The sequence below is a fragment of the Candidatus Falkowbacteria bacterium genome (assembly GCA_026396835.1).
Lineage (GTDB): Bacteria > Patescibacteriota > Patescibacteriia > Patescibacteriales > Patescibacteriaceae > Patescibacterium.
The window spans coordinates 61218-86126 of sequence record JAPLWA010000004.1; the positions used below are offsets into that span (position 1 = coordinate 61218).

The window sequence follows — 24909 nt, forward strand, 5'->3', positions numbered from 1 at the left end:
ATAATTATGAAATACATTTTTTCTACAATATTTTTAAGTTTCGCCTTACTCCTAGCAGTTTTACCAGCTCAGGCAGCTAAGCTTATATTAAAAACTGATCTTGAAACTATTCAAAAAAATGGTGGCGGTAAAATTGAAATTTTACTAGACTCACCAGACGAAAAAGTTAATGCTTTGGGTGGAGAATTATTCGTTTCATCTGGTCAGGCTACACTATCGGATATTAATGATGGGCAATCAATTATTTCAGCTTGGCTGGATCAGCCAGTTATTTCTAATAATGGTTCATTGGTTTTTTCAGGCATTATTCCTGGTGGATTCTCAGGCTTATATGCTGCTAACACGCCGAGCGTTTTACCCGGTTTAGTTTTGTCATTTAATATAAAATCGCAAGCCAAAGGCAATGTTACTTTATCATTTAAGAATGTACAGGCTTATGCCAATCAAGGTGAGTCTGTAAAGATTATTACCGAGCCAGAAACTCTAGCAATAAATTTTGATCACTTAGCTGAAAATGTAAATTATCAGGCAGATGATAAAGTAGCGCCAACTGATATTGATTTTAGTATTATTAAGATGCCTGACACTAAGCTTGGGTGGGTGGCTATTTTTTCAGCACAAGATAGTGGTTCAGGTATTGATCATTATGAAATTCAAGAGTCATTGTTGAGTAAGCCTGAGAATGATGACTGGAGGAAAGCTACTAGTCCTGTTGCCTTGCAAGATCAGTCGCGAAACAAATATGTTTTTATAAAAGCCGTTGACCGAAGTGGCAACCAAAAAATTGTTTCTTTGCCTCCTGAGCCTAATACTTTAAATAATCTGTATTACTTGGCGGCCGGCCTCATTATTATATTAGTCACAGCTGCTTTCGTAATATACCGTTTTATAAAAAATAAAAAATGAAATTTTTTAGATTAAATCTTTTATTTACTTTTTTTGTCGCTATTATAATGGTGACTTTTTTTGCTAACTCGGCGAGCGCCGCTAATTTTTACTTTAGAATGGACAAGACCGCCTATAAAACTGGGGAGTCTGGCTATGTCACACTTAACATTGATACACAAAATAAAACAGTTAATGCTGTTGAGGCAGTTGTTGATTTTGATCCTAGTCTTATTGAGGTGACAAAATATGTACCTGATAAATGTATTATTAATTTCTGGGTGCAGTCACCAGCAATTGATAATATTAACGGCAAAATTACTTTTAAGGGCGTGATTCTTAATCCAGCCTATAATGGCCCTCAAGGTAGATTGATCGGTTTTAATTTTAAATCTAAGGCACCCGGTTCTATGCCTTTTAAAGCAACTAGTCTAGTGGCCTTGGCGCATGACGGCAAGGGAACAGGTCTGGCAAGTGCAGGGACTAATCGTTCTATTTCTATCGCCGGAAAACCCTTGGCTTCTGCGGCTAACCTTGCTTTAAGTTCTTCAAGTCATCCTGACCAGTCAAAATGGTATAATAAAACAACCGCTTCAATTTTTTGGAAAGCGGATAAAGGCGTAACTGCTGTGGCTTATGCTTTTAATCAAATTGCTAATTTTGAAGTTCCTGATTCCGCAGTAACAGAATTTTCATCAGCTATTGAAAGAGACTTAACTAGTGGCACCTGGTACGCTCATGTTCGGGCTAAAGATCAAAACTCTACCTGGTTAAAGACGCTTCACTTCAAGATAAATATTGATAACGAAATGCCATCATCCAATGCTATTACTGTTTTACCCCGTCAAAATGATTCTTTCTTGCCCGTGATTAGAGCTAAGGCGACTGATAGATTGTCAGGTGTTGTTATTTATGAGATTTGGAATGGAACGAAGATGATTTTTAAAGATAAGGAAATAAATAATTTGCGTCTTAAGAGTTTGGTGGTTGGTAAAAACGTTATTGAGATAAAAGCTTTTGATGCCGCTGGAAATGTCCGAAGTGACAAGTTTACTGTGCTTTATAATCCATTGCAGCCATCTAAAAAAGCAGCCACACCAGCAGCGCCTGTAGAGCCGTCTGCTCCGGTGGTTCCTAAAATTACACCAAGTGCGCCTTCGACTGCGACCAAGCCGACCACTACTAAAAAAACAACAACAAATCTAAAGATTGTTCAGCCAGCACCAGTTAAGCCAAAAGCACCCGTAGTAACTCCAGCTAAACCAGCCCCAGTAAGCACTCCGACCGTCACGCCAAAGCCAAAGAAAAACTACTCAGTTCTATTTGATTAATTTATATAGACTTCACATGAAAATGATTCTAGTACGCCATGGGCAAAGTAATTATAATCTTAAAGATCTTTGTAATGGCTTGCCAAGCAAAAAGGTGTACCTAACCCCACTAGGCAAAAAACAGGCAAGCGAGGTAGCGTTAAAATTGGCTAAGAAAAAAATTGATGTAATTTATATTTCTAAGCTTTTTCGTTCCGAACAAACCGCTAAAATAATCAACCGCTATCATAAAGTAAAAATGATAGCTGATAAAAGATTGAATGATAGGTTGATGGGGGAGTTTGAAAATAAAAGCGCGGCTTTATTTTATGCTTGGCGAGACAAAAGCAAAGAGCCGTGGGCGATCGCACCCAAAGGAGGCGAGTCTTATATTGATTTAGAAAAAAGGGTTAAATTATTTTTAAATGATTTAATCGCCAAAGATTATAAAACAGTTTTAGTTGTTTCGCATTTAACAGTTATTGCGGTAATTCAAGGATATTTTAAACGTCTAAGTAATAGAACGATTGATCGTTTGAATGAAAAGGATATTCCAAATTGTAAAGTCGTAATAGTTGATTTGCCTAAGAAGGCAATTAAGATTTAGTTTTTTTGGAAAAGAAAAAAGACTCGAAGCGTAGGGTTGTATATATGTAAAGATATACTAGCTATGCGACGAGTCAATTTAAATTCAGTCTCTTTAAACCTTCTTTGGTTAAAATTAGAGTTACTGAATCGAAAATCTTATCGATGACATCGGTGATGTCAAATTTATTTAGGCAATGAATATTTAGATCATTACCAAAATCTGTCAGAATAAACACTTGTTTGTAGTCATTATTGGTTTTGATTTTTTCTAGAACGGCTTCACCAATAACGCCAGTATTCTTTTTTCTGTTTGGATCGTTTGACCTGAACGCTGGGTTGTATTCTTGTAACAGTTCTTCAATAGTGAAGTCCTTCAGTTGTTTTTTTGTATTTTTCATAATTGTCAAAGAACGATTTTTTGGGGCCCCCGGGGCCTCCTTCGTCCTACTTATGGTTTACTACTAATAATTACTGTTGTCAACATTGTTTCTTGTCTATATCTATGTTATTCTATAATTAGTTGAAAAAGCCCTAAAATAAGCATATTTTAGATGCCTATTGACAAGATATATCAAACGTGATATAAATAAAATATTAATAAATTAATTAAATATTCACTAACAATATGAAAACTATGGACAATGCATTAAACACAATGACACCTCCTGTTGTCGATAAAGACAAGAAGGATGAAGTAGCAGAAGATGGCAATCCAGCCGTTAGAGCTGCTGCAGATGATGTTCTAGATGGTGTGCACTTTGACCACGATAAGGAACTATTTGACAAAATGGACACTGCTACTGAGGGTATAAAGCAGGCCCAAAAAGACTATGAAGATGCTCTTAGGGTTATAGAAGCTAGTAGAGCTATTTCAGCTGAAGCCGCAGCAAAAGCTTTAAAAGAATACGAAGATGAATGGGAAGATAAAAGATTTAAAGCTATTAAAGCAATGGAAGCAATAGACCCAGGTCTCGAGGAAAGACGAGCAAACGCTATAAAAGCAATTGACGAAATTAATAAAGAACTAGAAGAACTTAAAAAGATGTAAGCATTTTTTTAAAGACGAGCCCTAGCTAGGGCTCGTCTTTTTTTTGCGCTGTGCCTTGACTTTTAAGGCATTTTCTGATACTATTTAATGGTAAATAATTTTTTATTCATCCCTATGCCTGATTATTCTCAAGCCGTCGATACGCTTGTCGAACGTCTAATGAAAGAGCAAAATCTTGACCCATCTGATGAAGTAGCTAAACAGGCCTTCAAAACAGATGCGATTGAAAAGATTAACCACTTTATTATTAGTCGTATTCCTGATGACAAGCTAGAAATATTTGAGGAGCTTTTAGGAGAGAACAACTCCGAAAAGATTTCTCATTTTTTAGAAGAAGTTTTAACTGGAAATGACGAGGAATAGTCTTAATTAATTTTTATATAATAAAAATATGGGATTTAATGAATTTGAGAATCTATCTAAGACTGAAAATTTAAATAACTCTTTTAGTTTTCCGACTGAGAAGCATAATGAGTTTTATAATAATTTAACAACTGAGAATAAGGCCACGATTGCTGAACTAGCTGTTAAGAATTCTCGAGTTGTAGAAATGCTAGAGAAATAATCCTAATTTAAACTTTGAAATTACAATAGTCCCGTACCTTATGGTACGGGACTATTTTGTTGATTGAGAATATTTTATAATATGTTATACTGTGTGGATAAAGCTATGGACCCTCTACAAAATCAAACTGAACTTGCTAATTATTTAGCCGAATCATTAATCAACGAATCAATTAAAGACTCAATGGATGAGCCTAGTTTTGAATCGTTTAAGCAAGACTTGGTTGATAAGATTAACCGTGAAATTAGTCAGACTATATTTGATAATTTAACCGATGATCAGCTAGAGCAGTTGGAAGAGCTTTTAGAAGAAGGTGACGGCGCAGGTACAAGTGAATTCTTGCGTTTAGCAATTCCTGATTTGCGTCGTCTGATCTTAGAGAAAATTGTTAACTTAAAAGAAGAAATTAATTTTTAATTAAACCTATGAATCTTGAAAACCCATCTTTCAGTTCAGGTCGTGTTAGAGATCGTTTAGATAGTCAGTCTAATTCTATTGCTGATGCAGCGATTGGAAGTGTCTTTAATGATTCGGATGATTTAAGAAAAGCTTTAGCTGAGGTTTTTGAAGATTAGTTTAATAGTTTATAGGCAATAAAAAACTACCATTGAATCCTGGTAGTTTTTTTTGTATTACTCACCCCTAGCCCCTCTCTACGCTTACGCGTAAAGAGGGGAAATTTTCATTTAACATTTTTATATTTGATGTCATTGGTAATGTTATAAAAAATAAACTATCAGCGGATATTAAAATAATTAAAGTATATATTACTTTTATAAAATAGAACAAATATTTATAATTTCCCCTCTTTGCCCGAAGGGGCAGAGAGGGGTTGGGGTGAGTTAGGCGTATTTTTCGTTAAAGTTTTCTGCCTCTGCGTCGGCTTCGATTTTCTTAAAGAGTGGTTCTATATTGTTTATTCTTATTTTCTTAATCAACTCAAAGATAGTTTCTTCATCTGGCCAATCAGCTACTTCTAGGCCAAGCATTTTTTCTAATTTATCGGCCGCCTCAGGAGCAATCGGTTTAATCATGGTTGCTAAAGCAACAATAATGGCCATAGGAGTAAACATTATTTCTAGATATTTATTAGCATCATCTTTTATTTTCCAAGGAGTTTCTTTAGAAAGATATAAGTTGCCTTCGGCTGATAAGGCCAGTATGTTTTCAGCGTAATCTCTAAATTGGCAGTTGCTAATTAGTTTTTTGCCAAGTTCCATCTTCTTAAGATAAAGCTTTACTATTTCCATAACATCTTTGTTGGTCATCATTGAAAAATCTAAGCCTTCTGCTAATTTCAAGGTTCTATTAATAAGATTTCCTAGGTTAGCAATAAGTAGGTTGTTGGTTTTAACAATAAAATCTGACCAAGTAAAATCACTGTCAGAGTTTTCCGGCATGATTAAGGTTAAATAGAAGCGAACTACATCTAGGCCGAAACTGTCGGAAATTTTTCTTGGATCAATTGTTATACCGCGGCTCTTAGAAAAACCTCGATTGTTTAAAGTTAGAAATTGGTTAATGGCGGGGAAGTTGGGTAGATTTAGTTTTTCGTCATAGCTATGAAGCTGGCCTGGCCAAAAAAGTGTGTGGAAAACTAAGTTGTCTTTACCCATGAAATAATAATGACCAGCTTCTTGATTGTACCAAAAATCTTTCCATGATTCATTATTATGTTCTCGTGAATATTGAATAGAAGCTGAGAGATAACCAATAACCGCTTCAAACCAAACATAGATTCTTTTTTGTCCAGCTCCTTCAATTATTTCATCGGGTGCTAAACGATCAATCGGGATTTCAATACCCCAATCAAGGTCGCGTGTAATAGCCCGGCTTTTTAAACCTTCGTTCAGCCAGCGCGTTGCTTCGTTTTTAATCCATTCGCGCCAAGCGCCACTATAATTTTTAAGATAATCTTTTAGGAAATCTTCTAGCTTTGCCCAGGCAAAGAAATAGTGTTCACTAGATTTAATTGTAACCGGCGCTTTGGTTAATTTGCTAATTGGATTCTTTAATTCACCTTGCGCTAAGAGGGAATCGCAATTATCGCATTGGTCACCTCTAGCTTCAGCAAAACCACAACGTGGACAAGTTCCTTCAACATAACGATCAGGTAAAAATTTATTTTCGCTCTCAGAATAATATTGTTCAGAGCTATCTTTGTAGATAAAACCTTTTTTAACTAAAGTCACAAAAACATCCTGCACAACTTCTTTGTGAACTGGGTTGTCGGTTTTGGTATAAATATCAAAACTAAGATTAAGGTGATTAAATAAATCAACGTTTTTAGTGTGATATTCTTCCACGACTGTGGCTGGCGCTAATTTGCGCTTATCAGCTTCTAAAGCAATTGGCGTACCGAAGCAATCAGATCCACTAACCATTAAAACATCATTACCAATTAAACGATTAAAGCGCGCAAAAATATCAGCTGGTAATAAATAACCAGCCAAATGGCCTAAGTGTAGATTGCCGTTAACATAAGGCCAGGCTACACCGATAAATACTTTCTTCTTTAACATAGTAAAATTATAACATATTTAGTTAGTTGTTGGTTGTTAGTTGTTGGGGAAATGTACGTTTTTACTGCCCTAACGACTAATTACTATCAACTAACAACTGGTTCTCTTCGCCTTTTTGCTGGCGCCACAAGGCATTGTAAAGCCCTGGCTCTTTTAAGAGGTTTTCATGGCTACCAGATTCAGAGATTGAGCCTTTTTCAAGCACATAAATCTCATCAGCATGCATAATAGTGGATAAACGATGAGCAATTAAAATAGTGATTAGCTCAGGTTTGGCTTTAGTAATAGCTTTGATTGTTTCTGTTATTTCATGTTCAGTGATGCTATCTAAGCTAGAAGTCGCTTCATCAAAAATTATTAAGTCAGGTTGTCTTAATAAGGCGCGAGCAATTGCTAAACGCTGTTTTTCGCCGCCTGATAATTTAAGACCACCTTCGCCGATTTTAGTATCAAGGCCATCAGTGCCGCGGCTAATAATACTCAAGGCCGCCGCTTGCTCTAAAGCTTCTAAACAATCTTTATCTGAGGCAATAGGTTTTACAAATAATAAGTTATCTTTAATTGTACCGGCAAAAAGTTGTGTATCCTGTGATACATAACTAATTTTTTGTTTAAAAGTAATTGGATTAAAATCAAAAAGATTTTCTTGGTTAATTTTTATTGAGCCTTTACTTGGTTGATATAGTCCGAGTAGTAATTTTATTAAACTGGTTTTACCAGCACCTGATGGTCCAACAAAGGCCACGGTTTGTCCGGCTTTAATAGTTAAATTAATATTAGCTAGAGCTGGCTTTGCTTCAGATCCATATTTAAAATCTAGGTTTTCAAAAGCCAAGGTTTGTATTTTACTAAGTTCCTTAGTTCTGCCTTCGGTTTTTTCTGGTGGCATTTTAAGAATCTTATCTAAAACTTCGTTGCTGGCTTTGGCTTCTTGATATTGGGAGGCTACGTCACTTAATTGATAGAGTGGGTTGAAAATAAAGAAAGAATAGAAAAGTAAACTCATGAATTGTCCTACTGAGATAGTCTCTTTAAAAATTAACCAAAACATAAGGAATAAAATTCCTGAGCGGCAAAGGTTGATTAAAGTTCCTTGAATAAAGCTTAACTTTCTAATTAATTTTATCTTAGTTAATTCTAGACCAAGAATTTGTAAGTTAACTTCGTTCAGACGATCGGTCTCTTGTTTTTCTAAGCCAAGACTTTTAACTAATTCAACGTTACGCAAAGTTTCAGTAGTTGAACCAGCTAGAGAGCCCATGCGCATAACAATATTTTGCTGAGCTTGTTTTATTTTTTTACTGATAAAGAAAGTTAAACCACCAAGCGTTGGCAATAACAAAAAGAACATCAAGAAGATCGACCAGTGGACGGTTAAGGCGTAAATTAACACAAACAATAGACCAATGATTGAAACAAATAAAATGTTAATTGAACTAGTAATGATAGTTTCATTATCAATTCTAGCCTTTTGAATCTTTTGTAGAATCTCGCCGGACTTTTGATCTTCAAACACAGAGTAGGGAAGACTCATGGAATGTTCAATGGCTTTTGAATATAAAGTTGTGCCAATGGTTTTGGTTAGATAATTTGCGTAGTAGTCTTGAAAATTCTTAGCAATGCGAGAAAAAAGCGCGGCTGTGACTGAACCAAGTAATAAAAGTGCAACCCCACTAATAAAAGCAGAAGAACTAAGCTCTTTTACATGGCCAATATAGTTATCGATGATTAAACGAAAAAACTGTGGGTCTAGTAAAGAGAAGACTTGGTTGATTGTGGCTAATCCAAGGATGAGCGCTAATCTTTTCTTATATTTTTTTAGATAATTTAGAATTAAGGTCATAATAATTTATAGTTATGTTCGTATAGAATACAGTAAATTAGGGGTTTTGTCTAGGTTGTTTGGGTAGAAAAGAAATGGTAATTATTGTATAATTGTTTTGTAGATATACAGTTGTTAGTTGTTAGATGTTAGTTGTTAGTCGCTTAACACCTAACTACCAACAACTAGCAACCAACAACTAACCACTAACAATTTATCTTTATGAAGATTTCATCTATTGTCGCCCGAGAGATTTTGGATAGCCGCGGTAATCCAACCGTTAGTACAACTATTACTCTTGAGTCCGGACTTAGCGTAAGTGCGGCTGTGCCCTCAGGCGCTTCGACTGGTCAGTATGAAGCAGTCGAATTAAGAGACGGTAAAGAAAGATATGCTGGTCAAGGCGTGCTTCATGCAGTAAAAAATGTTAATGAGACCCTGGCTCCAGCTTTGATTGGCAAAGAGGTTGAGCATCAGGCTGAGATTGATCAACTAATGATTGATTTAGATGGTACTCCTAATAAGGCTAAAATCGGAGCTAACGCTATTCTGTCCGTGTCTTTGGCCTGCGCTAGAGCTGCTGCTACAGAGCTTAAAATGCCTTTATACCGTTATTTGCGTCAGATAGGTGACTTTGGACCTTTGCCAATTATGCCTGTGCCCTTGATGAATATAATCAATGGTGGACGTCACGCTGATTGGGCAACCGATATTCAAGAATATATGGTTCTGCCGATCGGCGCCGCTTCTTTTAGTGAAGCTTTGCGTATGGGTACAGAAATCTATCATGCTTTGAAAAAAATTATTTCAGAAACCGGTTTAGCCATGGTTGGTGATGAAGGTGGTTTTGTGCCAGTGTCTGAAAATAATGAAACACCGTTTAAATTGATTACTCAAGCCATAGAACAGACCGGTTATGAATTAGGTAAAGATGTTGTCTTTGGAATTGATGCGGCTGCCTCTGAGTGGTACAAGAATGGTCAGTATCATCTTAAGAAAGAGGGAACCCGTGATGCTGCAAAATTAGTTGAATGGTACGCTGATTTAACTAAGCGCTATAAATTAGTTTCAATCGAAGATCCTTTTGGTGATGATGATTGGCAGTCTTTTAGTAATTTAACCAGTTCACTAGGTAAGAATACTCAAATTATTGGTGATGATTTGTATGTAACCAATGTAAGTCGCTTAGAAAGAGGAATTCAAGTCAAAGCTAGTAATGCTATCTTAGTTAAGCTTAATCAAATTGGAACTTTGACTGAAACTATTGCCACAATTAATTTAGCACAAAGAAATAACATGAAAGTTATTATCTCGCACCGCTCTGGCGAAACTAGTGATGACTTTATTGCTGATTTGGCCGTTGCCTGCGGCGCTGGTCAAATTAAAACTGGAGCTCCTGCGCGCGGCGAAAGAGTCGCTAAGTATAATCGCTTGTTAGAAATTGAAGCTGAGCTCGGAGCAAATGCTAAGTATAGTAGTCTTTAGTCTAATGATTTGTTGTTAGTGAATTTTATATTGCGATGAAAAATAAAAAATTTGGTTTTACTCTTATTGAGCTACTCGTAGTAATAGCAATTATTGGCGTACTTTCTACCATGGCTATAATCGCTCTAAGTAATGCTAGAGCTAAGGCTAGAGATAGTAAGAGAGTAGCTGATATAAAGCAAATATCTACTGCATTGGAATTATATTATTCTGACTACAATTATTACCCAACTATAATCACGCCAGGTAGTAGTCTAACATCTCCTGATGGCACTAAGGTTTACATGGCTGCTATTCCTAATAACCCTACACCTAGAAATGACTCAGGGTGCGGTGATAATAATTATACCTACGCTTCTACTTCAGATAATACTAATTATAGTCTCAATTTTTGTTTGGGTAATCCAGTTAGCTCAACTCCGTCTGGCATTAATTCGGCTTCTAGCTCTGGCATGGGAACTGTTCCTGGTTTAATTGGCTGGTGGAAAATGGATGAGGGGACTGGTACGACTACAGCTGATTCATCAGGTAATGGAAATATAGGAACTTTAACTAACGGTCCAGTTTGGCAAGATCCGGCTAATTGTAAAGTCGGCAGTTGCTTAAGTTTTGACGGAATTAATGATTACGTAAATGCAACTGGAAATGTGAATGCTTTAAATACGCAATCTGCTATAACGGTTTCATATTGGGCAAAACTAAGAAGTTGTAATGGTCCTGGTGGCGGACCTCATCCTGGTATTGTTGGTAGAAGTGGTATTTTTATAGAACGTATATCAGAAGGTTGTTCTAGTTCAACTCATTATTTTTATGGAGATGTTTCAATGCGAGCTTTAAATGGATCTGTGGCTACTTTAAATTCTTGGTATTTTTTTGTTCATACGTATGATAAAAGCGGGCCAATACAAAGACTCTATATAAATAGCAATCTTGTTGGTACGGACACTGGAAATGTGGGAAATCTTTATACAGCCGCAAACCCTCTGCTTATTGGTATAAGCTACGCTTCTTCTTATGCAGATGCTTTAATTGATGACGTTCGTCTTTATAATCGAGCTTTATCCGCCACAGAAGTATTAGCTTTATACAATGCTACAAAATAAAAAATTACAATTTGGTTTCACTTTAATTGAGCTACTCGTAGTAATAGCAATTATTGGCGTACTCTCTACCATGGCTATAATAGCTCTTGGTAATGCTAGAGCTAAAGCTAGAGATAGTAAAAGAGTGGCTGATATAAAACAAATATCTACAGCATTAGAGCTATATTATAGTGACTACAATACCTACCCTACTATTATCACCCCGGGTAATAGCCTAACATCACCAGACGGTACTAAAGTGTATATGTCTACCATACCTAATAACCCTACACCTAGAAATGACGGTAACTGCGGTAACGTAGATTATAGTTATCAATCTTCTTTAACTGGCACAAACTATAGCTTAGGCTCTTGTCTTGGTTCTGGCTCTGGCAACATGAGCGCTGGTGCTTTCTTCACTAGTAATAACAGTGGTCCTTTAGCTCAAGCAACTGTTATAGATATAGACGGCAACACTTACAATACCGTGCAGATTGGTACACAATGTTGGATGAAAGAAAATTTGAGAAACAAAAGTAAACCGGATAGAACTTGTATCAATAGTGGTAGTCAACCCTGTTCTGATGCTTCAGTAGCTGACAATGGTCTGGGTAGAGCTTGCTATAATAATATTGAATCAAATTGTCTCGTTTACGGAGCTCTTTATAGGTGGACGGCGGCAATGGATAATTCAATTATTGTTGGTGCTCAAGGTATTTGTCCTAATGGTTGGCACATTCCGACCAATAGTGAATGGACTATTTTAGAAAATTATTTATGGGACGGAACTGGCGCTTGTTCTTATCCTCGTATAACATGGGAATGTAACTCTGCTGGTATAAAATTAAAGCCAGGTGGTTCAAGCAATTTCCAAGGGATTCTTTCTGGCACTCGTGGCAATGACGGTATAACTTTTCTTGCGCCTGGTACTTCTTATGGTGTCTATACTGTTTCGGAACGTCCTTATGGTGGCACCGCTTATTACTTTTATTTGAATGCAGCTCAAACAACAACTTGGAGATATCAAGACGGAGCTACTAATAATGTGTCGGTACGTTGTATCAAAAATTAAAATGATTTTAGCTAATAACAAAAAAGCTTTCACCTTAATCGAACTACTCGTAGTAATAGCAATTATTGGTGTACTCTCTACCATGGCCATAATAGCTCTAGGTAATGCACGTACTAAAGCTAGAGATGCTAAAAGAGTTGCTGACATAAAACAGATAAGTACTGCGCTGGAATTATATTACGCCGATAATAATAGCTATCCTACTATTATTACTCCTGGTAACAGTTTAGTTTCACCATCCGGCTCTATTACCTACATGGGAACTATTCCGTCTAACCCAAATCCTAGAAATGATGGAACTTGTTCGACTAATGATTATAGCTATTCATCTAATTCTAACAATTCTTTTTTCTCTATTTCAACATGCTTAGGTTCTGGCTCTAATGGTATTAATGCTGGCGTTGTTTCTTATTCTCCCGAAGGAAACTTTAACTGTGGTCAAAAAATATCTGACGCTGACTCTAGCCAATATGACACTGTACAGATTGGTTCGCAATGTTGGATGAAACAAAATCTTAATACCGGAACGATGGTTAATAGTAATACTACTGGCTCAACTCATTCCGACCAAACTAATGATTCTGTTATTGAAAAATATTGTTATAGCAATACTGCTTCAAATTGCGTTAGTTATGGAGCGTTATATGAATGGCATGAAGCGTTGGCTTTGCCTGTTGCTTGTGACAGTACTACCTGTATTTCTCAGATAAGTACGGTGCATAAAGGTATTTGTCCTAACGGCTGGCATGTGCCAAGTGACAGCGAAGTTAAGACCATGGAAATGTATCTGGGCATGAATCAAACAGAAGCTGATACAGTTGGTTTGCGAGGGACTCATAATGAAGGCACGCAGTTAAAAGTTGGCGGGACTTCGGGCTTTGAGGCAATTAAAGCAGGCTCACGTGATAGTGCAGGAAGTTTTACGGGCGTGTCTAACTATGCATATTTTTGGCAAACTAACCAAAGTGTAAATGCTCCAACTACGCTTAGTTGGGCTAGGGGATTTAACACTAACTGGACCACTGTCTATCGTGACACTTTACCTAAGCCATCTGGGTTTCCGCTTCGATGTCTTAAAAATTAAAATAATAAAAAAACCTGCGCCAATTAAGACGCAGGTTTTTTTGATTCCAAATTATATGTCTAGGTTCTCAACTTTCTTGGCGTGAGTCTAGCCCTACCCCCAGCCCCTCCCCGCGCGGAGCGCAGGGAGGGGTGACTTGTATTCACGTAAACACTGAGATTGATATTTGTATAGACTAAGAGCTATTAAGGTATTAGAAGAGACAAGGGGTTTGGGGGCTGAATCGAGCGCCGTGATTGAAGATATAAAAAGTGAACAGAAATACTAGCGAGTTGAAGCCCCCAAAGCTTTTGTTACTTTTGGCTACAAAAGTAAGCCCTAGCGGCAGCGTAAAAGATAAATTTTAAAACAAAAAAACCGCACCATTTAAGATACGGTTTTTTAGATAAAAGTTAAATGTCTAGGTTCTCAACTTTCTTGGCGTGAGTCTGAATAAAATGTTTACGAGGAGCAACGTCGCCGCCCATTAACATTTCAAAAGTTTCAGAGGCTATTGCGGCGTCATCAATCGTTACTCGCTTCATCATTCTAGTTTTTGGATCCATGGTTGTCTCCCAAAGTTGACTTGGATTCATTTCTCCCAAACCCTTGTAGCGCTGAATATTGATTCTTGATTGTGATTTAGCTTTTTTGCCTTCGCTCTCTTCTTCTTCACTAGAGTCACTGTTTTCATCTTCGGCGTTTTCTTCAGCCATCTCAACCACTTCAGCGTCATCGCCCTTGGTAATTTCTTTTATGATTTTATTTTTTTCATCATCAGAGTAAGCATAACGAACCATTGTACCTTTCTTTACTTGATAAAGAGGTGGTTGAGCAATGTAAACATAGCCACCGCTAACAAGTTCTGCAAAGTGACGGAAGAATAAAGTCAGTAGAAGAGTTCTAATGTGCGCTCCGTCAACGTCAGCATCGGTCATGATAATAATTCTGTGATAACGTAGTTTGCTTACATCAAGTTGGTCATCAATATTAGTGCCTAAAGCAATAACTAAATTTTTGATTTCGTTGTTGGCAAGCATTTTATCTAAACGAGCTCTTTCAACGTTTAAGATTTTACCACGCAAAGGTAGAATAGCTTGAAAGCCGCGATCACGTCCTTGTTTGGCGCTACCGCCGGCTGAGTCTCCCTCGACGATATATAATTCTGATTCTTCTGGTTTGCGTGATGAGCAGTCTGCTAGTTTACCAGGTAAAGTCATGCCTTCTAAAGCACCTTTTCGTAAAATTGTAGCCCTAGCTGTACGAGCAGCTAAGCGAGCTTGAGCGGTTAAGACACATTTGGCAATTATAGCCTCAGCTTCACGAGGATTTTCTTCTAAGAAGGTTAAGAAAGCTTCGTTCATGACTTGCTCAACGGCAGTTTTCATTTCGGCGTTGCCCAACTTATCTTTGGTTTGACCTTCAAATTGTGGGTCAACTAATCTGACGCTAATAATAGCGGTAAGACCTTCGCGCGCATCATCACCGGCTAGATTTTCATCTTTTTCTTTTAATAAATTATGATTTCTAGCATAAGTATTTAAAGTTCTGGTTAAAGCCGTCTTAAAACCAATCAAGTGAGTACCACCACCAGGGTTAATGATAGTGTTAGCAAAGGCAATAACATTTTCGTTAAAGCCGTCATTGTATTGAAGAGCAACTTCAACTTGTCCATCTTTTACTTCGCGATCAACATAAAAAATAGTGTCATGTTTAACTGTGTTATGGCGATGGATAGCTTTAACATAAGCTTTAATACCGCCTTCAAAATAAAAAGTAAACTTTTTAGCTGAGTGGTTTTCTCTTGAATCGATTACGCTAATTGTTACGCCTTTGTTTAGGTAGGCTTGTTGACGCATGCGGTCAAGAATCTTACCCCAGTTAAATTCTAATTCTTCAAAAATAGTTGCATCTGGTTTAAAGGTGATGACTGTTCCTGTTCGTTTGCTATTACCAACGGCAGCCACTCTTTTTTGTGGGACGCCAGCTTTATATTCTTGCATCCAAAGTTTACCGCCAAGATGAACTTCAGCTTTTAAGTAAGAGCTTAAAGCATTGACGACGCTGACACCGACACCGTGCAAACCACTTGATACTTTATAACCATCGCCACCGAATTTTCCACCGGCGTGAAGTTTAGTTAAAACAGTTTCTAGGGCAGAGACTTTAGTAATTTTGTGAATATCAACTGGAATACCGCGACCATTGTCGTCTACGGAAACCATGCCGTCAGGCAAAAGGCTGACAATAATATGATCAGCATGACCAGCCATGGCTTCGTCAATACCGTTGTCGACCACTTCCCAAATTAAATGGTGTAAACCAGTACTGGAAGTAGAACCGATGTACATACCAGGTCGCTTACGAACTGGGTCTAATCCTTCTAAGACAGTAATTGAGCCAGCGTCATAGGCTTTGGCTGCGGGAGCCTTTTTAACTTTTTCTTTGGCCATAATATTTTAGATTTTAGCCCTTGTTTTATAAAAAATAAAATCAGTCTTTAGGTGGGCTGTACAGCTATAATAATAGCAATTATTTTACCTAAAAGCAAGGCAAAATTTATGGCTAAAAATAGTTTTTTATGTTATAATCTAAGAAACTATTTTCCTATGTTTATAGACCAACCAACTACTTCTAATTCAAGTCAGTCTAATCCACAGAACACACCAGCTAAGCCAATGCTTGGCCGCAAGGAATTGTTTATTGTTGGCAGTCTGGCTTTTTTAGTTGTTATTATTGCTGGAGGCTGGTGGTATTATACTAAGATTTTTAAAGCGCCTAAAAATACGCCAGTAGTTGTTGAAGAAAAAAAACCTGACACTAGTTTGCCGGGAACTTTAGGTAGTGAAGATCCTAATAATAAACCCACGACAAACGAGGAAACTAATATAAAGAGCGAGAATCTAACTTTCGGTTCCTTTTATAAAGAAATAAATGATCCTGTAACTATTAATGTCACCGGCGTTAAGCTGCCGCTTAATGTTAAGAGTCAGGTGTCAAACTATTATGAAGCTGCTCGTAAGATTAACCTTGATCCAGTGCTTAATAATCTTAATCAAAATGGTTTCGGGGTAATAAACAATCCTTTTGCTAAGCCTAATAATAATTTTTTTGGAATATATTCCGAGCTTAATCAGAGATCTATTCCGTCCTTAGTAACTAGTGATTTTTTGACTTATTATTATCAGAATTCATTAAAGCAAATTTATAAAGAAGTCGAAGCATCATTTTTTTATGATAGTGTTTGGCGTGTAACTAACGAGCTTTATAATACAGCTAACGGTCGTTATCAAGAGAGAAGGCAAAAGCTTGGCGTGGCCAGTGATTCATTGCTAGAAGCTGAAAGATTAGAAGCAGCCTATTTTGCTGCTGGCTTAGTGTTACTTCGACCAGAGAAAGATCAAATTAACTCAACTGAAGATATTAATGATTCAAAGAAATTTAAGCCTAGCGAAGCAGCTCGTTTTGACTTCTCAGTTCCAGGCTATTTAGCAGACGACTTAGATCAAGAGATTAAACTTATCAAAGCCGCTCAACAAACAGTTAAGTCTCCTTTATTGTTGTATGAAAGAAATTACCAAGACTTTAAAATACCAGATGAATATTCCACTAGTGCTAAGCTAAGAAACTTTTATTTAGTTAGTCGCTGGTACAGTTCTTTGTTCCCACTTTATTATAAAGACTCAACTTGTCCAAATTGTTTGCTTGATCGTGAAGATTGGATAATTAATCAAAGCTCAGCGCATTTGATTGCTAGTGATTTATCCAGTAGTCAGTCATTAAAAAATGAATGGGCTAAAATTTATAAAGTAATTTCATTCTTCTCTGGCTTGCGAAGTGAGTTAACTTATCTTCATTATCAGAATTTGCGTCTTGAAATATTTAAAGACGCCTCACTGGAAGAGGTCTTTGGTGTAGGTAGTTTTGATCGTTTAATCAAGTTACGTGAGGGGCTGGCTAAACTCGAGTTTAAGGCCGCTGAGGGGGCTTATTCTCGCCAATCAGCCGCTGATAAGCCTATATTGGGCATGAGATTGCTGCAAACAGCTTATTGGCCTAGCCGCTCATTTTATAGCCAATTAACCAATGATCCGGTTGGTAACCACAATCTGCCAAAAGATGCGAAGGGGGCGCAGTTTAGCTATCTCACTTCATGTCAATTTGCTGGCAACCTTTACCGTTGCCGTGGTCTTGGTTTTGATATTCTTAATTTAGTATTAGATCGTTTGCCGAAAAGTAAGTTTATTTTAGACAATATTAATTATGAAAAGTATTTAACCCAAGTTGATGCTATTAAAAAACAGCTTAAATCTTTTAATACTATCGACTGGCATAACAATAATTTCTGGGTAACACTTAGCATTGCTGGCGCCTATGTTAATGAGAAATTATCAGTCTTCCCTTATAGTAATACTGAACAATGGTTTGAGCGCAAATTATCTTCAGCTTTGGCCTCGATGACTAATTTAGTTATACCAGCAGATACTTGGCAGGTTTCGCGCGAGAAAAGTGGTAGCGGCTTAGAAGTTTCTGGAAGTACCGCCTCATTAAATTATATTGAGCCAAACACAAAATTAGCCGATGAGTTAGTAGCGAATACTAAAATGTTATTTGGCGCCTTAACTGGCTTAGGGGTTGTTAAAGACAATGATGTTCGTTTTCTTGACTTGTTGAATAAGATGGAAACTAGTCGCACGATTATGCGGAAAGAATTAGCTAAAGAAAATGTTACAAGCGAAGATTATCAATTTATTAGTGATCTAACTAGTCAATTTAAAATAGATAAAGAGGGGACTAAAACTACGCTGACTGAGTTTTATGACACCAAAACAAAACAAAATCAAAAGATTAGACAAACAATTGATTCGCCTAAAATTATTTTGCTAATATATGAAAAAGATGGCAAAAAAATTCTTACGGCTGGGCCAGTTTTTAGCTATAAAGAACAATAGTCAAATATGATTAAACAAAACGAACAAGTTGATGAGCGTTTACGTAAATATCGCGACACCGGTGGTCTTACTACAAACCAACTAGATTTTGGTTTGTGGTACATTAGAAACCGAAAAAAGTTTTTTATTGCCTTGGTAGTAGTCTTGATTATCACTGCAGCAGGAACAATTGGTTATTCTCTGTATCAATTTTCTTCTTATCTTTTTGTTGGCGCTGGTCAAGATAAGCAAACATTCATTGACTTAACTTCCTCAACTAGCCTAGTTACTAATAAGATGAATTTAGGTAGTAACGTTAGTTATTCAGACGTCAGAGTTTTGCCAACGCAAAATAATAATTCGGATTTAGTTGCCGCTGTTACCAATGCTAATCCTCGTTTAGCCGTAAATATAAGCTATTATTTTGATGTTAATGGTCAGAGGATCGGCGCGACAAATGATTTTGTTCTTCCGGGCGACACTAAATATTTAATGGCTCTAAACCAAAGCATCTCTAGTAATTCCTCGGCTAGTTTAGTAGTTGAACATTTGAGTTTTGTTCGACTGGATCGTCATTCAATTAGCGACTGGGACCAGTATCGTTTAGAGCATTTTAATTTCTTAATTCAAAATGCTAAATTTACAACTAGCGTGGAAAGTGGTTTATCGGAGAAAATAAGTCTTGGGCAGTTAGATTTTAAAATCACTAACAATAGTGCCTATGGCTATATTACTGTTCCTTTAACAATTGTTTTAAAGAGTCAAGGGCAAATTGTCGCAGTTAATCGTTATATGATTAATAATTTTAAATCCGGGGAAGAGAAAAGTGTTCAGATTAGCTGGCCGGGAAGATTGCCGAGTGTTAATGAAGTAGAAATATTACCTGATCTTAACATTATTGACGATTCGATCTATCTAAAGTACTCTACATTGTAGTTATTAGCATTTTACTTGCTCCGGCCTTAATAATATTATTTAGCCGGAGCGATTTTATATGAAAGCATTTTTCTATTTTTTTAAAAAAATTGACTGGCTCTACGCGGCGCCGATCATTATTTTACTATGTCTTAGCTTGGCTGAGATATATAGTATTAGTTTAGGTCAGGGCGGAGCTAATACGGAGTTTTTTCAAAAGCAAATTATTTTCGTGGTCGTTGGTTTAGCTATTTTCTTTTTCTTAGCCTTAACTGATTTTCATAATTTTTATAGTTATTCAAATTATTTGTATTTAGCAGCTGTGATTTTGCTTATTAGCGTTTTGTTGTTTGGTAAGGTTATTAACGGTACTAGAGGTTGGTTTGGATTGTTTGGCTTGGGTTTACAGCCAGTCGAATTAGTGAAGACTATTTTAATTATTTGCTTAGCGCGTTATTTTTCTAAAACCTCAATCATTGCTCAACCCTTAAAGCATTTATTTGTCACTGGTTTTTTCTCAGCTATTTTAATGGTATTGGTTATGTTACAGCCAGACCTTGGTTCGGCAGCTTTATTGTTTGCTGTTTGGGTTATCTTTATCTCAGCTGTTGATATTCCTAAAAAATATCTATTATCCATTGCTGGTATTTTGTTAGTACTCTTTGCTTTAGCCTGGCAGTTTGCTTTTAAGGATTATCAACGAGAAAGATTAATGACCTACCTAAAGCCATCAGCCTCTTCTTCTAACTACAATGTTAAGCAGGCGATTATCGCGGTTGGTGCTGGTGGAATGTTTGGTCGCGGTCTTGGTTTCGGCTCTCAATCGCAGTTAAAATTCTTGCCAGAAGCCAATACCGACTTTATTTTCGCGGTTATTGCTGAGGAACTAGGCTTTTTAGGCGTTTTGGTGGTTATTGGCTGTTTTGCTCTTTTGCTATTTAGACTCTTTTCTGGTTTAGCTAGAAGTCGCAACTATTTCGGCTCTTTAATCATTGTTGGGGGTGCGGGCTTGATTTTTATAGAAATGTTTACTAATATTGGTATGAATATGGGGATTCTTCCGGTCGTAGGAATACCATTGCCCTTTGTTAGTTATGGTGGCAGTGCGCTTGTTAGCCACTTAGCCCTTGCTGGGATTATCCACAGTGTTACTCAGCGTACGGTTGCTAAACAATAGTCCTTCGTTAAAACTTCGGACTATAAATAATTTTATTTAGTTTTATTGATTAAAGAATAAAGTATGACAGAATCTATTAAATTGACGGCATCTTTACGTCAAGAAAAAGTTAGAGATTTAAAAGAAAATATTCCTGCCGTTGTTTACGGTTCCGGAACAGAAAATCAATCACTTGTTGTTGGACGAGTTGATTTTGAAAAAGTTTTTAAGCAGAGCGGAGAATCCGGACTTATTTCTTTGAAGTTGGCTGATGGAAAAGAATTGCCAGTAATTGTTAAAGACGTTCAATTTGAAGCTGTTAAGCATCGTATTATTCACGTTGATTTCTTTAAGGTTAACATGGATGAAACAGTTATTGCCGAAGCCTCAATTAATTTTGTTGGTGAAGCTCCAGCAGTTAAAAATCATGGTGGTGTAGTTGTTGAACACTTTGACCACATGGAAATAGAATGTTTGCCAAACGACTTGATCAAGAGCATTGAGATTGATTTGTCAGGCTTAGAAAATATTGGTGATGCTATTCATGTTAAAGACATTGTATTGCCTAAGGGTGTTGTTTCTAAGCATGAAGCAACTGATGTTGTCGTTAACGTTATTGAATTGCGTAAGAAAGTTGAAGAAGCTCCGGTTGCCGACGCAGCCGCTGCAGCTCCTGCTGCTGACGCAAAATCAGGTGATAAGCCAGAAGAGAAGAAGGAAGAGAAGAAATAATTTTTTAATTATTCAAAAAGCCTCGTCGATGACGGGGCTTTTTTGTTTAAACATTTCTATTACGGTAAAAGAATATGCCTAAGACTAAAGTTATAACTAAAGTAATTAAGCAAAATATGGCTAGGTTTTGACTGTCATCATAACGAAGAAATTCAAGTTGAGTGTTATATGTAACTATTTTAGCGAAATGAACAATTGCTAAGAATAGAAAATTTAGAGAGCATAACACAATCAAATAAATACCAACTTTGAATTCAGCTGCGAAAAGCATTATTCCTATGAATATTAATATCCAGCCAACCCGGAACATATACGTTAGTACTTCAATGTTCATTATTATTTTCCTTATGAAATTTTTTTAAAAAGATCAATTCAAAATTAATAATTTAAATTAACTTATATCTAAATTATTGTCAATTTTTAATTTATCTCACTCCCTGATCTTTTTGGGGCTAACTCACCCCTAACCCCTCTCTGTGCTAACGCACAAAGAGGGGAAGTTTATATATCAAATTTTTAGATTTAACTATTGTTAGTAACAATATTAAAACTAATCTATCGGTGGTTATTATATAAATCAAAACAAAAAAGTCTAATATAAATATAGCTGTTATCTATAGTTCCCCTCTTTGCCCCGGAGGGGCAGAGAGGGGTTAGGGGTGAGTGGGGTGGAGTAATTGACAAATATAAATAAAAAGTCTAAAGTGGTGATTAATTAATAGTTCTTAATAATTAAATAAACATTTTTTAACAAATTTAGAGGAGTATAATATTTTGAAAAATGAAACAAAGAAAAGGAAAAAAGAAGAAGAAATAGAATTTGTTAGAAGTCATCTCTCCGATAGACAACATTATTTTATTATCAATGGACCATGTAAAAGTAGGTTTTTACGTAATTCTTCGTTTTTAACATTTACAGTCAAGGACGGTCTACTAAGTTTTTTTGATGTATGTTTTTTTAAATTTACTTCTAAAAAAGTAAGGTTAAAAATTAAGTTTATTGATGGCCACATTATTAAAGATGGATTTTACGAAGTTCGTGCATTTTTTAATAGTAATCATACTGGAAAATGTAAGTTTCAACTTATATATAATCCAGACAAGAAAGTGGGGTTTATACGCTGCTTAAAATATTTCGTGGCTTAATAGATATGTATAAAAAACGATTTTCTAATAGAGAATCGTTTTTATAATTTTACAATTCCTAATCTAGTTTTTTTGGCGAGATCTTTTAAAAACTTAGTTTTGGGCCAGATCTTTTTTAAACCATTTTTTTGTCCTGGATTAATTTCACAAATTAAAGTAATTGGTTTTAAGTAATCTTCTTTGATTAAGTTTAATTGATTTTCTAATTTTTTATATAAACTTAAACCATCAGCTCCACCAAGCAAGGCTTTACTTGGTTCATGTTTAATAGATGGCTCTTTCATTCCACTTGGTTTAAGATAGGGCAGGTTAGCTAGAATAATAAGCTCGTCGGTTTTAGAATCATCTTCAAGATAAATATCTTGTAAAAGATTATTTTTAATAAATTTAATTTTTTTAGTTAAATTGTTGTTTTTAGCATTAGTTTTAGCGATTACTAGAGCCTGGCTAGATATGTCAATCGCTATGGCTTGGTTAATGTTTTGGTTCTTGTTATTAGCTAAAATACTAATAATTAAACAACCGGAACCAGTGCCAATATCAATTAAAGAAAATGTTTTAGAGCTATTATTAATTTTATCTAAAACAGTCTCAACTATTAATTCACTTTCTGGGCGGGGAATTAGAACTTTTGGGGTCACTAAAAATGATTTATTATAAAACGCTTTTTCTTTAGTTAAATAAGCTACTGGCCACCATTTAGATCTTTTTTGTATAAGCTTTTTATAGAGTGAAATTTGCTTTTTGTTTAGTTCTTTTTCGTCATGCGCAATGAGCCAGCTTCTGTCTTGGTTGAACACAAAGCTTAATAAAATTTGCGAGTCTAAAAACGCTTCCGGAATTCGGGAGCGTTTTAGTTCAATCATCGCGCTATTAAGCGCTTGTTTTATTGTTATTGGCAAAGTCTTTGAGTGCATAAATAATTGGATCAAGTTCGCCTTCCATGACTAATTTAATAGAATGCCAGTTCTGGTTTATTCTATGGTCGGTAATTCTGTCTTGAGGAAAATTATAAGTTCTGATTTTGTCGCTGCGATCACCACCACCAACCATTTCTTTACGAGCGCTAGAATCTGCGGCGCGTTTCTCGTCTTCCATTTTTTGTAATAAACGTGAACGTAAAACCTGTAAAGCTTTTTCTTTATTTTGATGCTGTGACTTTTGGTCTTGGCAAGAAACAATCATGCCAGTAGGAATGTGTAAGATTCTGATCGCAGAGTAGGTAGTGTTAACGCTTTGTCCGCCAGGTCCAGAAGAACAAAATGTATCAATTCTAATATCAGCCGCTTTAATTTCAATATCAACTTCTTCAGCTTCAGGGAAAACAGCCACGGTAATAGTTGAAGTGTGGACGCGACCAGCCTTTTCAGTCTCGGGAACTCGCTGCACGCGATGAGTGCCGCCTTCATATTTTAATAAACCATAAACTCCGTCACCTTCAACCGTGAAAGTAACTTCTTTATAACCGCCTATACCGTTTTGGCTTGAATCTAAGACATTAACTTTCCAACCTTGTCTTTCAGCAAAGCGAGTGTACATACGAAATATTTCCGCTGCAAATAAAGCTGATTCGTCGCCGCCAGTACCAGCGCGAATTTCGACGATTGCATTTTTTCTGTCTAGTGGGTTAGCAGGGAAGAGTTCTTCTTTAAGCTCAATTTCTAGTTTTTTTATATTTTTACTTAATTCTTTATTTTCAGTTTCAGCCATGGCCTTAAATTCCTCATCACCACCTTCAGAAATTATTTTGTTGTTAGCTTCAAAATCAGTTGTCGCTTTTTCTAATTTTTCAATCATGTCGACAGCTTTTTTCAAGGCTGCATGTTTTTTAGCTATAACTTTCATCTTTTCTCGGTCAGCCTGAAGCTCCGGACTCATGAGTTCGCTTTCTAACTCTTTGAATTGTTGCTTTATGTCTTCGTGCATAGATGTTTAGTGCTTAGTTGTTGGTTGTTAGTTGATAGGTGCTCGTCGTCTAGCAACTAACAACCAACAACGAGTAACAAAAAAACCGACCCATGATTAATGATAGCATAAACTATCAATCAATCGCAGATCGGTTTTAGAGTAGTTATTTCTTAGCCTTTGTAGTTTTGGTTTTCTTAACAGCTGCTTTAACAGTTGCCTTAGCAGCGCGCTTGGCGGTTTTACCACGAACAGTCTTAAGACCAGCCTTGGCTGTAACTTTGGCGTGGAATTTCTCAACACGACGAGCTGTGTCAACCAATTTCTGCTTACCAGTATAGAAAGGGTGGCAAGCTGAACATAATTCAGTTTTTAGCTCATTTATAGTTGAACCAACTTCAATAACATTGCCGCAAGCACATTCAACTTTGGCTTTAGGGTAATATTGTGGGTGAATATCCTTTTTCATAGATTTTTTACTGATTTAAATACCACAGGATTGTAACATAAGATTTGGTTAATGTCAAAGGTTATGAAACAATTTGTGCCTCGAGAGAGAATCGAACTCTCATGGATTGCTCCGCACGATTTTGAGTCGTGTGCGTCTACCAATTCCGCCATCGAGGCTAACGGGGTCAATTGTAAATAAAAAATAGTTAATTGTCAAAGCCACTCGTAGAAG

General features: G+C 36.4%; 25 protein-coding genes and 1 tRNA gene. 17 read left to right on the plus strand and 9 right to left on the minus strand.

The annotated features are described in order from the left end of the window. Nucleotides 1–6 precede the first annotated feature (6 nt). Genes NTY12_01315 through NTY12_01325 form a run of 3 tightly spaced genes read left to right on the plus strand, consistent with a single transcriptional unit; the run spans nt 7 to nt 2802 of the window. Nucleotides 7–906, plus strand: coding sequence for a FeoB-associated Cys-rich membrane protein (locus tag NTY12_01315; protein ID MCX6792641.1), 900 nt, complete (start codon nt 7–9; stop codon nt 904–906). Then, nucleotides 903–2216: a hypothetical protein gene (locus NTY12_01320; GenBank protein ID MCX6792642.1), complete on the plus strand. Its 1314-nt coding sequence runs from the start codon at nt 903–905 to the stop codon at nt 2214–2216. Before NTY12_01315 ends, NTY12_01320 begins: the two co-directional genes overlap by 4 nt. Nucleotides 2217–2232: 16 nt before the next feature. Further along, nucleotides 2233–2802 carry a histidine phosphatase family protein gene (locus NTY12_01325; GenBank protein MCX6792643.1) on the plus strand — a complete coding sequence of 190 codons (570 nt, stop codon included), beginning with the start codon at nt 2233–2235 and terminating at the stop codon, nt 2800–2802. A gap of 73 nt (nt 2803–2875) precedes the next feature. Here the strand turns inward: NTY12_01325 and NTY12_01330 are convergent, their stop codons facing one another. Continuing rightward, nucleotides 2876–3190 carry a hypothetical protein gene (locus NTY12_01330; GenBank protein MCX6792644.1) on the minus strand — a complete coding sequence of 105 codons (315 nt, stop codon included), beginning with the start codon at nt 3188–3190 and terminating at the stop codon, nt 2876–2878. A 248-nt stretch (nt 3191–3438) separates the two neighbouring features. Between NTY12_01330 and NTY12_01335 the strand changes: the two genes are divergently transcribed. From NTY12_01335 to NTY12_01355, 5 genes are all read left to right on the plus strand, one after another. Next, entirely contained in the window at nt 3439–3831 is a 393-nt protein-coding gene (locus tag NTY12_01335) for a hypothetical protein (protein MCX6792645.1), read from the plus strand. Between the two features lie 114 nt (nt 3832–3945). Then, entirely contained in the window at nt 3946–4194 is a 249-nt protein-coding gene (locus NTY12_01340; GenBank protein MCX6792646.1) for a hypothetical protein, read from the plus strand. 28 nt (nt 4195–4222) lie between these two features. Further along, entirely contained in the window at nt 4223–4396 is a 174-nt protein-coding gene (locus tag NTY12_01345; GenBank protein ID MCX6792647.1) for a hypothetical protein, read from the plus strand. 81 nt (nt 4397–4477) lie between these two features. Continuing rightward, a complete protein-coding gene (locus NTY12_01350; protein ID MCX6792648.1) occupies nt 4478–4813 on the plus strand; it encodes a DUF5663 domain-containing protein in 336 nt (111 codons plus the stop codon). Nucleotides 4814–4821: 8 nt separating this feature from the next. Then, a complete protein-coding gene (locus NTY12_01355; protein MCX6792649.1) occupies nt 4822–4971 on the plus strand; it encodes a hypothetical protein in 150 nt (49 codons plus the stop codon). Between the two features lie 267 nt (nt 4972–5238). Here the strand turns inward: NTY12_01355 and metG are convergent, their stop codons facing one another. Beyond that, nucleotides 5239–6918, minus strand: a complete 1680-nt coding sequence (metG, locus tag NTY12_01360) for a methionine--tRNA ligase (protein MCX6792650.1) — start codon at nt 6916–6918, stop codon at nt 5239–5241. A gap of 76 nt (nt 6919–6994) precedes the next feature. Continuing rightward, on the minus strand, nt 6995–8761 hold the full coding sequence (locus NTY12_01365) for an ABC transporter ATP-binding protein (protein MCX6792651.1): 1767 nt from the start codon (nt 8759–8761) through the stop codon (nt 6995–6997). 201 nt (nt 8762–8962) lie between these two features. On the opposite strand from NTY12_01365, the gene eno reads away from it, so the two are divergent. The 4 genes from eno to NTY12_01385 are packed head-to-tail and all read left to right on the plus strand — an operon-like array spanning nt 8963 to nt 13463. Beyond that, entirely contained in the window at nt 8963–10225 is a 1263-nt protein-coding gene (gene eno / locus NTY12_01370) for a phosphopyruvate hydratase (protein ID MCX6792652.1), read from the plus strand. A gap of 35 nt (nt 10226–10260) precedes the next feature. Beyond that, nucleotides 10261–11328 (plus strand): prepilin-type N-terminal cleavage/methylation domain-containing protein, encoded by a 1068-nt coding sequence (locus NTY12_01375; GenBank protein MCX6792653.1) that lies wholly within the window; start codon nt 10261–10263, stop codon nt 11326–11328. Further along, nucleotides 11315–12379 carry a prepilin-type N-terminal cleavage/methylation domain-containing protein gene (locus tag NTY12_01380; protein MCX6792654.1) on the plus strand — a complete coding sequence of 355 codons (1065 nt, stop codon included), beginning with the start codon at nt 11315–11317 and terminating at the stop codon, nt 12377–12379. Before NTY12_01375 ends, NTY12_01380 begins: the two co-directional genes overlap by 14 nt. Before the next feature lies 1 nt (nt 12380). After that, entirely contained in the window at nt 12381–13463 is a 1083-nt protein-coding gene (locus tag NTY12_01385; GenBank protein MCX6792655.1) for a prepilin-type N-terminal cleavage/methylation domain-containing protein, read from the plus strand. Nucleotides 13464–13855: 392 nt separating this feature from the next. Here NTY12_01385 and gyrB read toward each other — a convergent pair whose 3' ends face one another. Next, nucleotides 13856–15895, minus strand: a complete 2040-nt coding sequence (gene gyrB, locus NTY12_01390; GenBank protein MCX6792656.1) for a DNA topoisomerase (ATP-hydrolyzing) subunit B — start codon at nt 15893–15895, stop codon at nt 13856–13858. 156 nt (nt 15896–16051) lie between these two features. On the opposite strand from gyrB, the gene NTY12_01395 reads away from it, so the two are divergent. The 4 genes from NTY12_01395 to NTY12_01410 all read left to right on the plus strand — a co-directional run bounded on the left by NTY12_01395 (nt 16052) and on the right by NTY12_01410 (nt 21176). Next, nucleotides 16052–18394 carry a DUF3160 domain-containing protein gene (locus NTY12_01395; protein MCX6792657.1) on the plus strand — a complete coding sequence of 781 codons (2343 nt, stop codon included), beginning with the start codon at nt 16052–16054 and terminating at the stop codon, nt 18392–18394. 6 nt (nt 18395–18400) lie between these two features. After that, on the plus strand, nt 18401–19309 hold the full coding sequence (locus NTY12_01400; protein ID MCX6792658.1) for a hypothetical protein: 909 nt from the start codon (nt 18401–18403) through the stop codon (nt 19307–19309). 58 nt (nt 19310–19367) lie between these two features. Then, entirely contained in the window at nt 19368–20465 is a 1098-nt protein-coding gene (locus NTY12_01405; GenBank protein MCX6792659.1) for an FtsW/RodA/SpoVE family cell cycle protein, read from the plus strand. Nucleotides 20466–20528: 63 nt separating this feature from the next. Next, nucleotides 20529–21176: a 50S ribosomal protein L25 gene (locus NTY12_01410; protein ID MCX6792660.1), complete on the plus strand. Its 648-nt coding sequence runs from the start codon at nt 20529–20531 to the stop codon at nt 21174–21176. Between the two features lie 46 nt (nt 21177–21222). Here the strand turns inward: NTY12_01410 and NTY12_01415 are convergent, their stop codons facing one another. Further along, nucleotides 21223–21447 carry a hypothetical protein gene (locus NTY12_01415; protein ID MCX6792661.1) on the minus strand — a complete coding sequence of 75 codons (225 nt, stop codon included), beginning with the start codon at nt 21445–21447 and terminating at the stop codon, nt 21223–21225. 503 nt (nt 21448–21950) lie between these two features. On the opposite strand from NTY12_01415, the gene NTY12_01420 reads away from it, so the two are divergent. Continuing rightward, entirely contained in the window at nt 21951–22322 is a 372-nt protein-coding gene (locus tag NTY12_01420) for a hypothetical protein (protein ID MCX6792662.1), read from the plus strand. A 41-nt stretch (nt 22323–22363) separates the two neighbouring features. On the opposite strand, the gene prmC is transcribed toward NTY12_01420, so the two are convergent. The 4 genes from prmC to NTY12_01440 form a co-directional block, all read right to left on the minus strand. Next, nucleotides 22364–23239, minus strand: coding sequence for a peptide chain release factor N(5)-glutamine methyltransferase (prmC, locus tag NTY12_01425; protein ID MCX6792663.1), 876 nt, complete (start codon nt 23237–23239; stop codon nt 22364–22366). Then, nucleotides 23196–24248 (minus strand): peptide chain release factor 1, encoded by a 1053-nt coding sequence (gene prfA, locus NTY12_01430; GenBank protein ID MCX6792664.1) that lies wholly within the window; start codon nt 24246–24248, stop codon nt 23196–23198. The genes prmC and prfA overlap by 44 nt, the downstream gene beginning before the upstream one ends. 145 nt (nt 24249–24393) lie before the next feature. Beyond that, the gene (rpmE, locus tag NTY12_01435) at nt 24394–24696 is read right to left on the minus strand and encodes a 50S ribosomal protein L31 (protein ID MCX6792665.1); all 303 of its coding nucleotides are present in this window, start codon (nt 24694–24696) and stop codon (nt 24394–24396) included. A 76-nt stretch (nt 24697–24772) separates the two neighbouring features. Further along, a tRNA-Leu gene (locus NTY12_01440) sits at nt 24773–24854 on the minus strand. Nucleotides 24855–24909 lie beyond the last annotated feature (55 nt).

What these genes read in the sequence shown, in the direction of transcription:
- NTY12_01385 (MCX6792655.1), top strand. Translation starts at nt 12,381, where the DNA reads ATGATTTTAGCTAATAACAAAAAAGCTTTCACCTTAATCGAACTACTC.
- NTY12_01320 (MCX6792642.1), top strand. Translation starts at nt 903, where the DNA reads ATGAAATTTTTTAGATTAAATCTTTTATTTACTTTTTTTGTCGCTATT.
- metG (MCX6792650.1), bottom strand. Translation starts at nt 6,918, where the DNA reads ATGTTAAAGAAGAAAGTATTTATCGGTGTAGCCTGGCCTTATGTTAAC.
- NTY12_01325 (MCX6792643.1), top strand. Translation starts at nt 2,233, where the DNA reads ATGAAAATGATTCTAGTACGCCATGGGCAAAGTAATTATAATCTTAAA.
- prfA (MCX6792664.1), bottom strand. Translation starts at nt 24,248, where the DNA reads ATGCACGAAGACATAAAGCAACAATTCAAAGAGTTAGAAAGCGAACTC.
- NTY12_01315 (MCX6792641.1), top strand. Translation starts at nt 7, where the DNA reads ATGAAATACATTTTTTCTACAATATTTTTAAGTTTCGCCTTACTCCTA.
- NTY12_01400 (MCX6792658.1), top strand. Translation starts at nt 18,401, where the DNA reads ATGATTAAACAAAACGAACAAGTTGATGAGCGTTTACGTAAATATCGC.
- NTY12_01355 (MCX6792649.1), top strand. Translation starts at nt 4,822, where the DNA reads ATGAATCTTGAAAACCCATCTTTCAGTTCAGGTCGTGTTAGAGATCGT.
- NTY12_01415 (MCX6792661.1), bottom strand. Translation starts at nt 21,447, where the DNA reads ATGCTTTTCGCAGCTGAATTCAAAGTTGGTATTTATTTGATTGTGTTA.
- NTY12_01345 (MCX6792647.1), top strand. Translation starts at nt 4,223, where the DNA reads ATGGGATTTAATGAATTTGAGAATCTATCTAAGACTGAAAATTTAAAT.
- NTY12_01380 (MCX6792654.1), top strand. Translation starts at nt 11,315, where the DNA reads ATGCTACAAAATAAAAAATTACAATTTGGTTTCACTTTAATTGAGCTA.
- eno (MCX6792652.1), top strand. Translation starts at nt 8,963, where the DNA reads ATGAAGATTTCATCTATTGTCGCCCGAGAGATTTTGGATAGCCGCGGT.
- NTY12_01365 (MCX6792651.1), bottom strand. Translation starts at nt 8,761, where the DNA reads ATGACCTTAATTCTAAATTATCTAAAAAAATATAAGAAAAGATTAGCG.
- rpmE (MCX6792665.1), bottom strand. Translation starts at nt 24,696, where the DNA reads ATGAAAAAGGATATTCACCCACAATATTACCCTAAAGCCAAAGTTGAA.
- NTY12_01335 (MCX6792645.1), top strand. Translation starts at nt 3,439, where the DNA reads ATGACACCTCCTGTTGTCGATAAAGACAAGAAGGATGAAGTAGCAGAA.
- NTY12_01375 (MCX6792653.1), top strand. Translation starts at nt 10,261, where the DNA reads ATGAAAAATAAAAAATTTGGTTTTACTCTTATTGAGCTACTCGTAGTA.
- prmC (MCX6792663.1), bottom strand. Translation starts at nt 23,239, where the DNA reads ATGCACTCAAAGACTTTGCCAATAACAATAAAACAAGCGCTTAATAGC.
- NTY12_01410 (MCX6792660.1), top strand. Translation starts at nt 20,529, where the DNA reads ATGACAGAATCTATTAAATTGACGGCATCTTTACGTCAAGAAAAAGTT.
- NTY12_01395 (MCX6792657.1), top strand. Translation starts at nt 16,052, where the DNA reads ATGTTTATAGACCAACCAACTACTTCTAATTCAAGTCAGTCTAATCCA.
- NTY12_01405 (MCX6792659.1), top strand. Translation starts at nt 19,368, where the DNA reads ATGAAAGCATTTTTCTATTTTTTTAAAAAAATTGACTGGCTCTACGCG.
- gyrB (MCX6792656.1), bottom strand. Translation starts at nt 15,895, where the DNA reads ATGGCCAAAGAAAAAGTTAAAAAGGCTCCCGCAGCCAAAGCCTATGAC.
- NTY12_01340 (MCX6792646.1), top strand. Translation starts at nt 3,946, where the DNA reads ATGCCTGATTATTCTCAAGCCGTCGATACGCTTGTCGAACGTCTAATG.
- NTY12_01350 (MCX6792648.1), top strand. Translation starts at nt 4,478, where the DNA reads ATGTTATACTGTGTGGATAAAGCTATGGACCCTCTACAAAATCAAACT.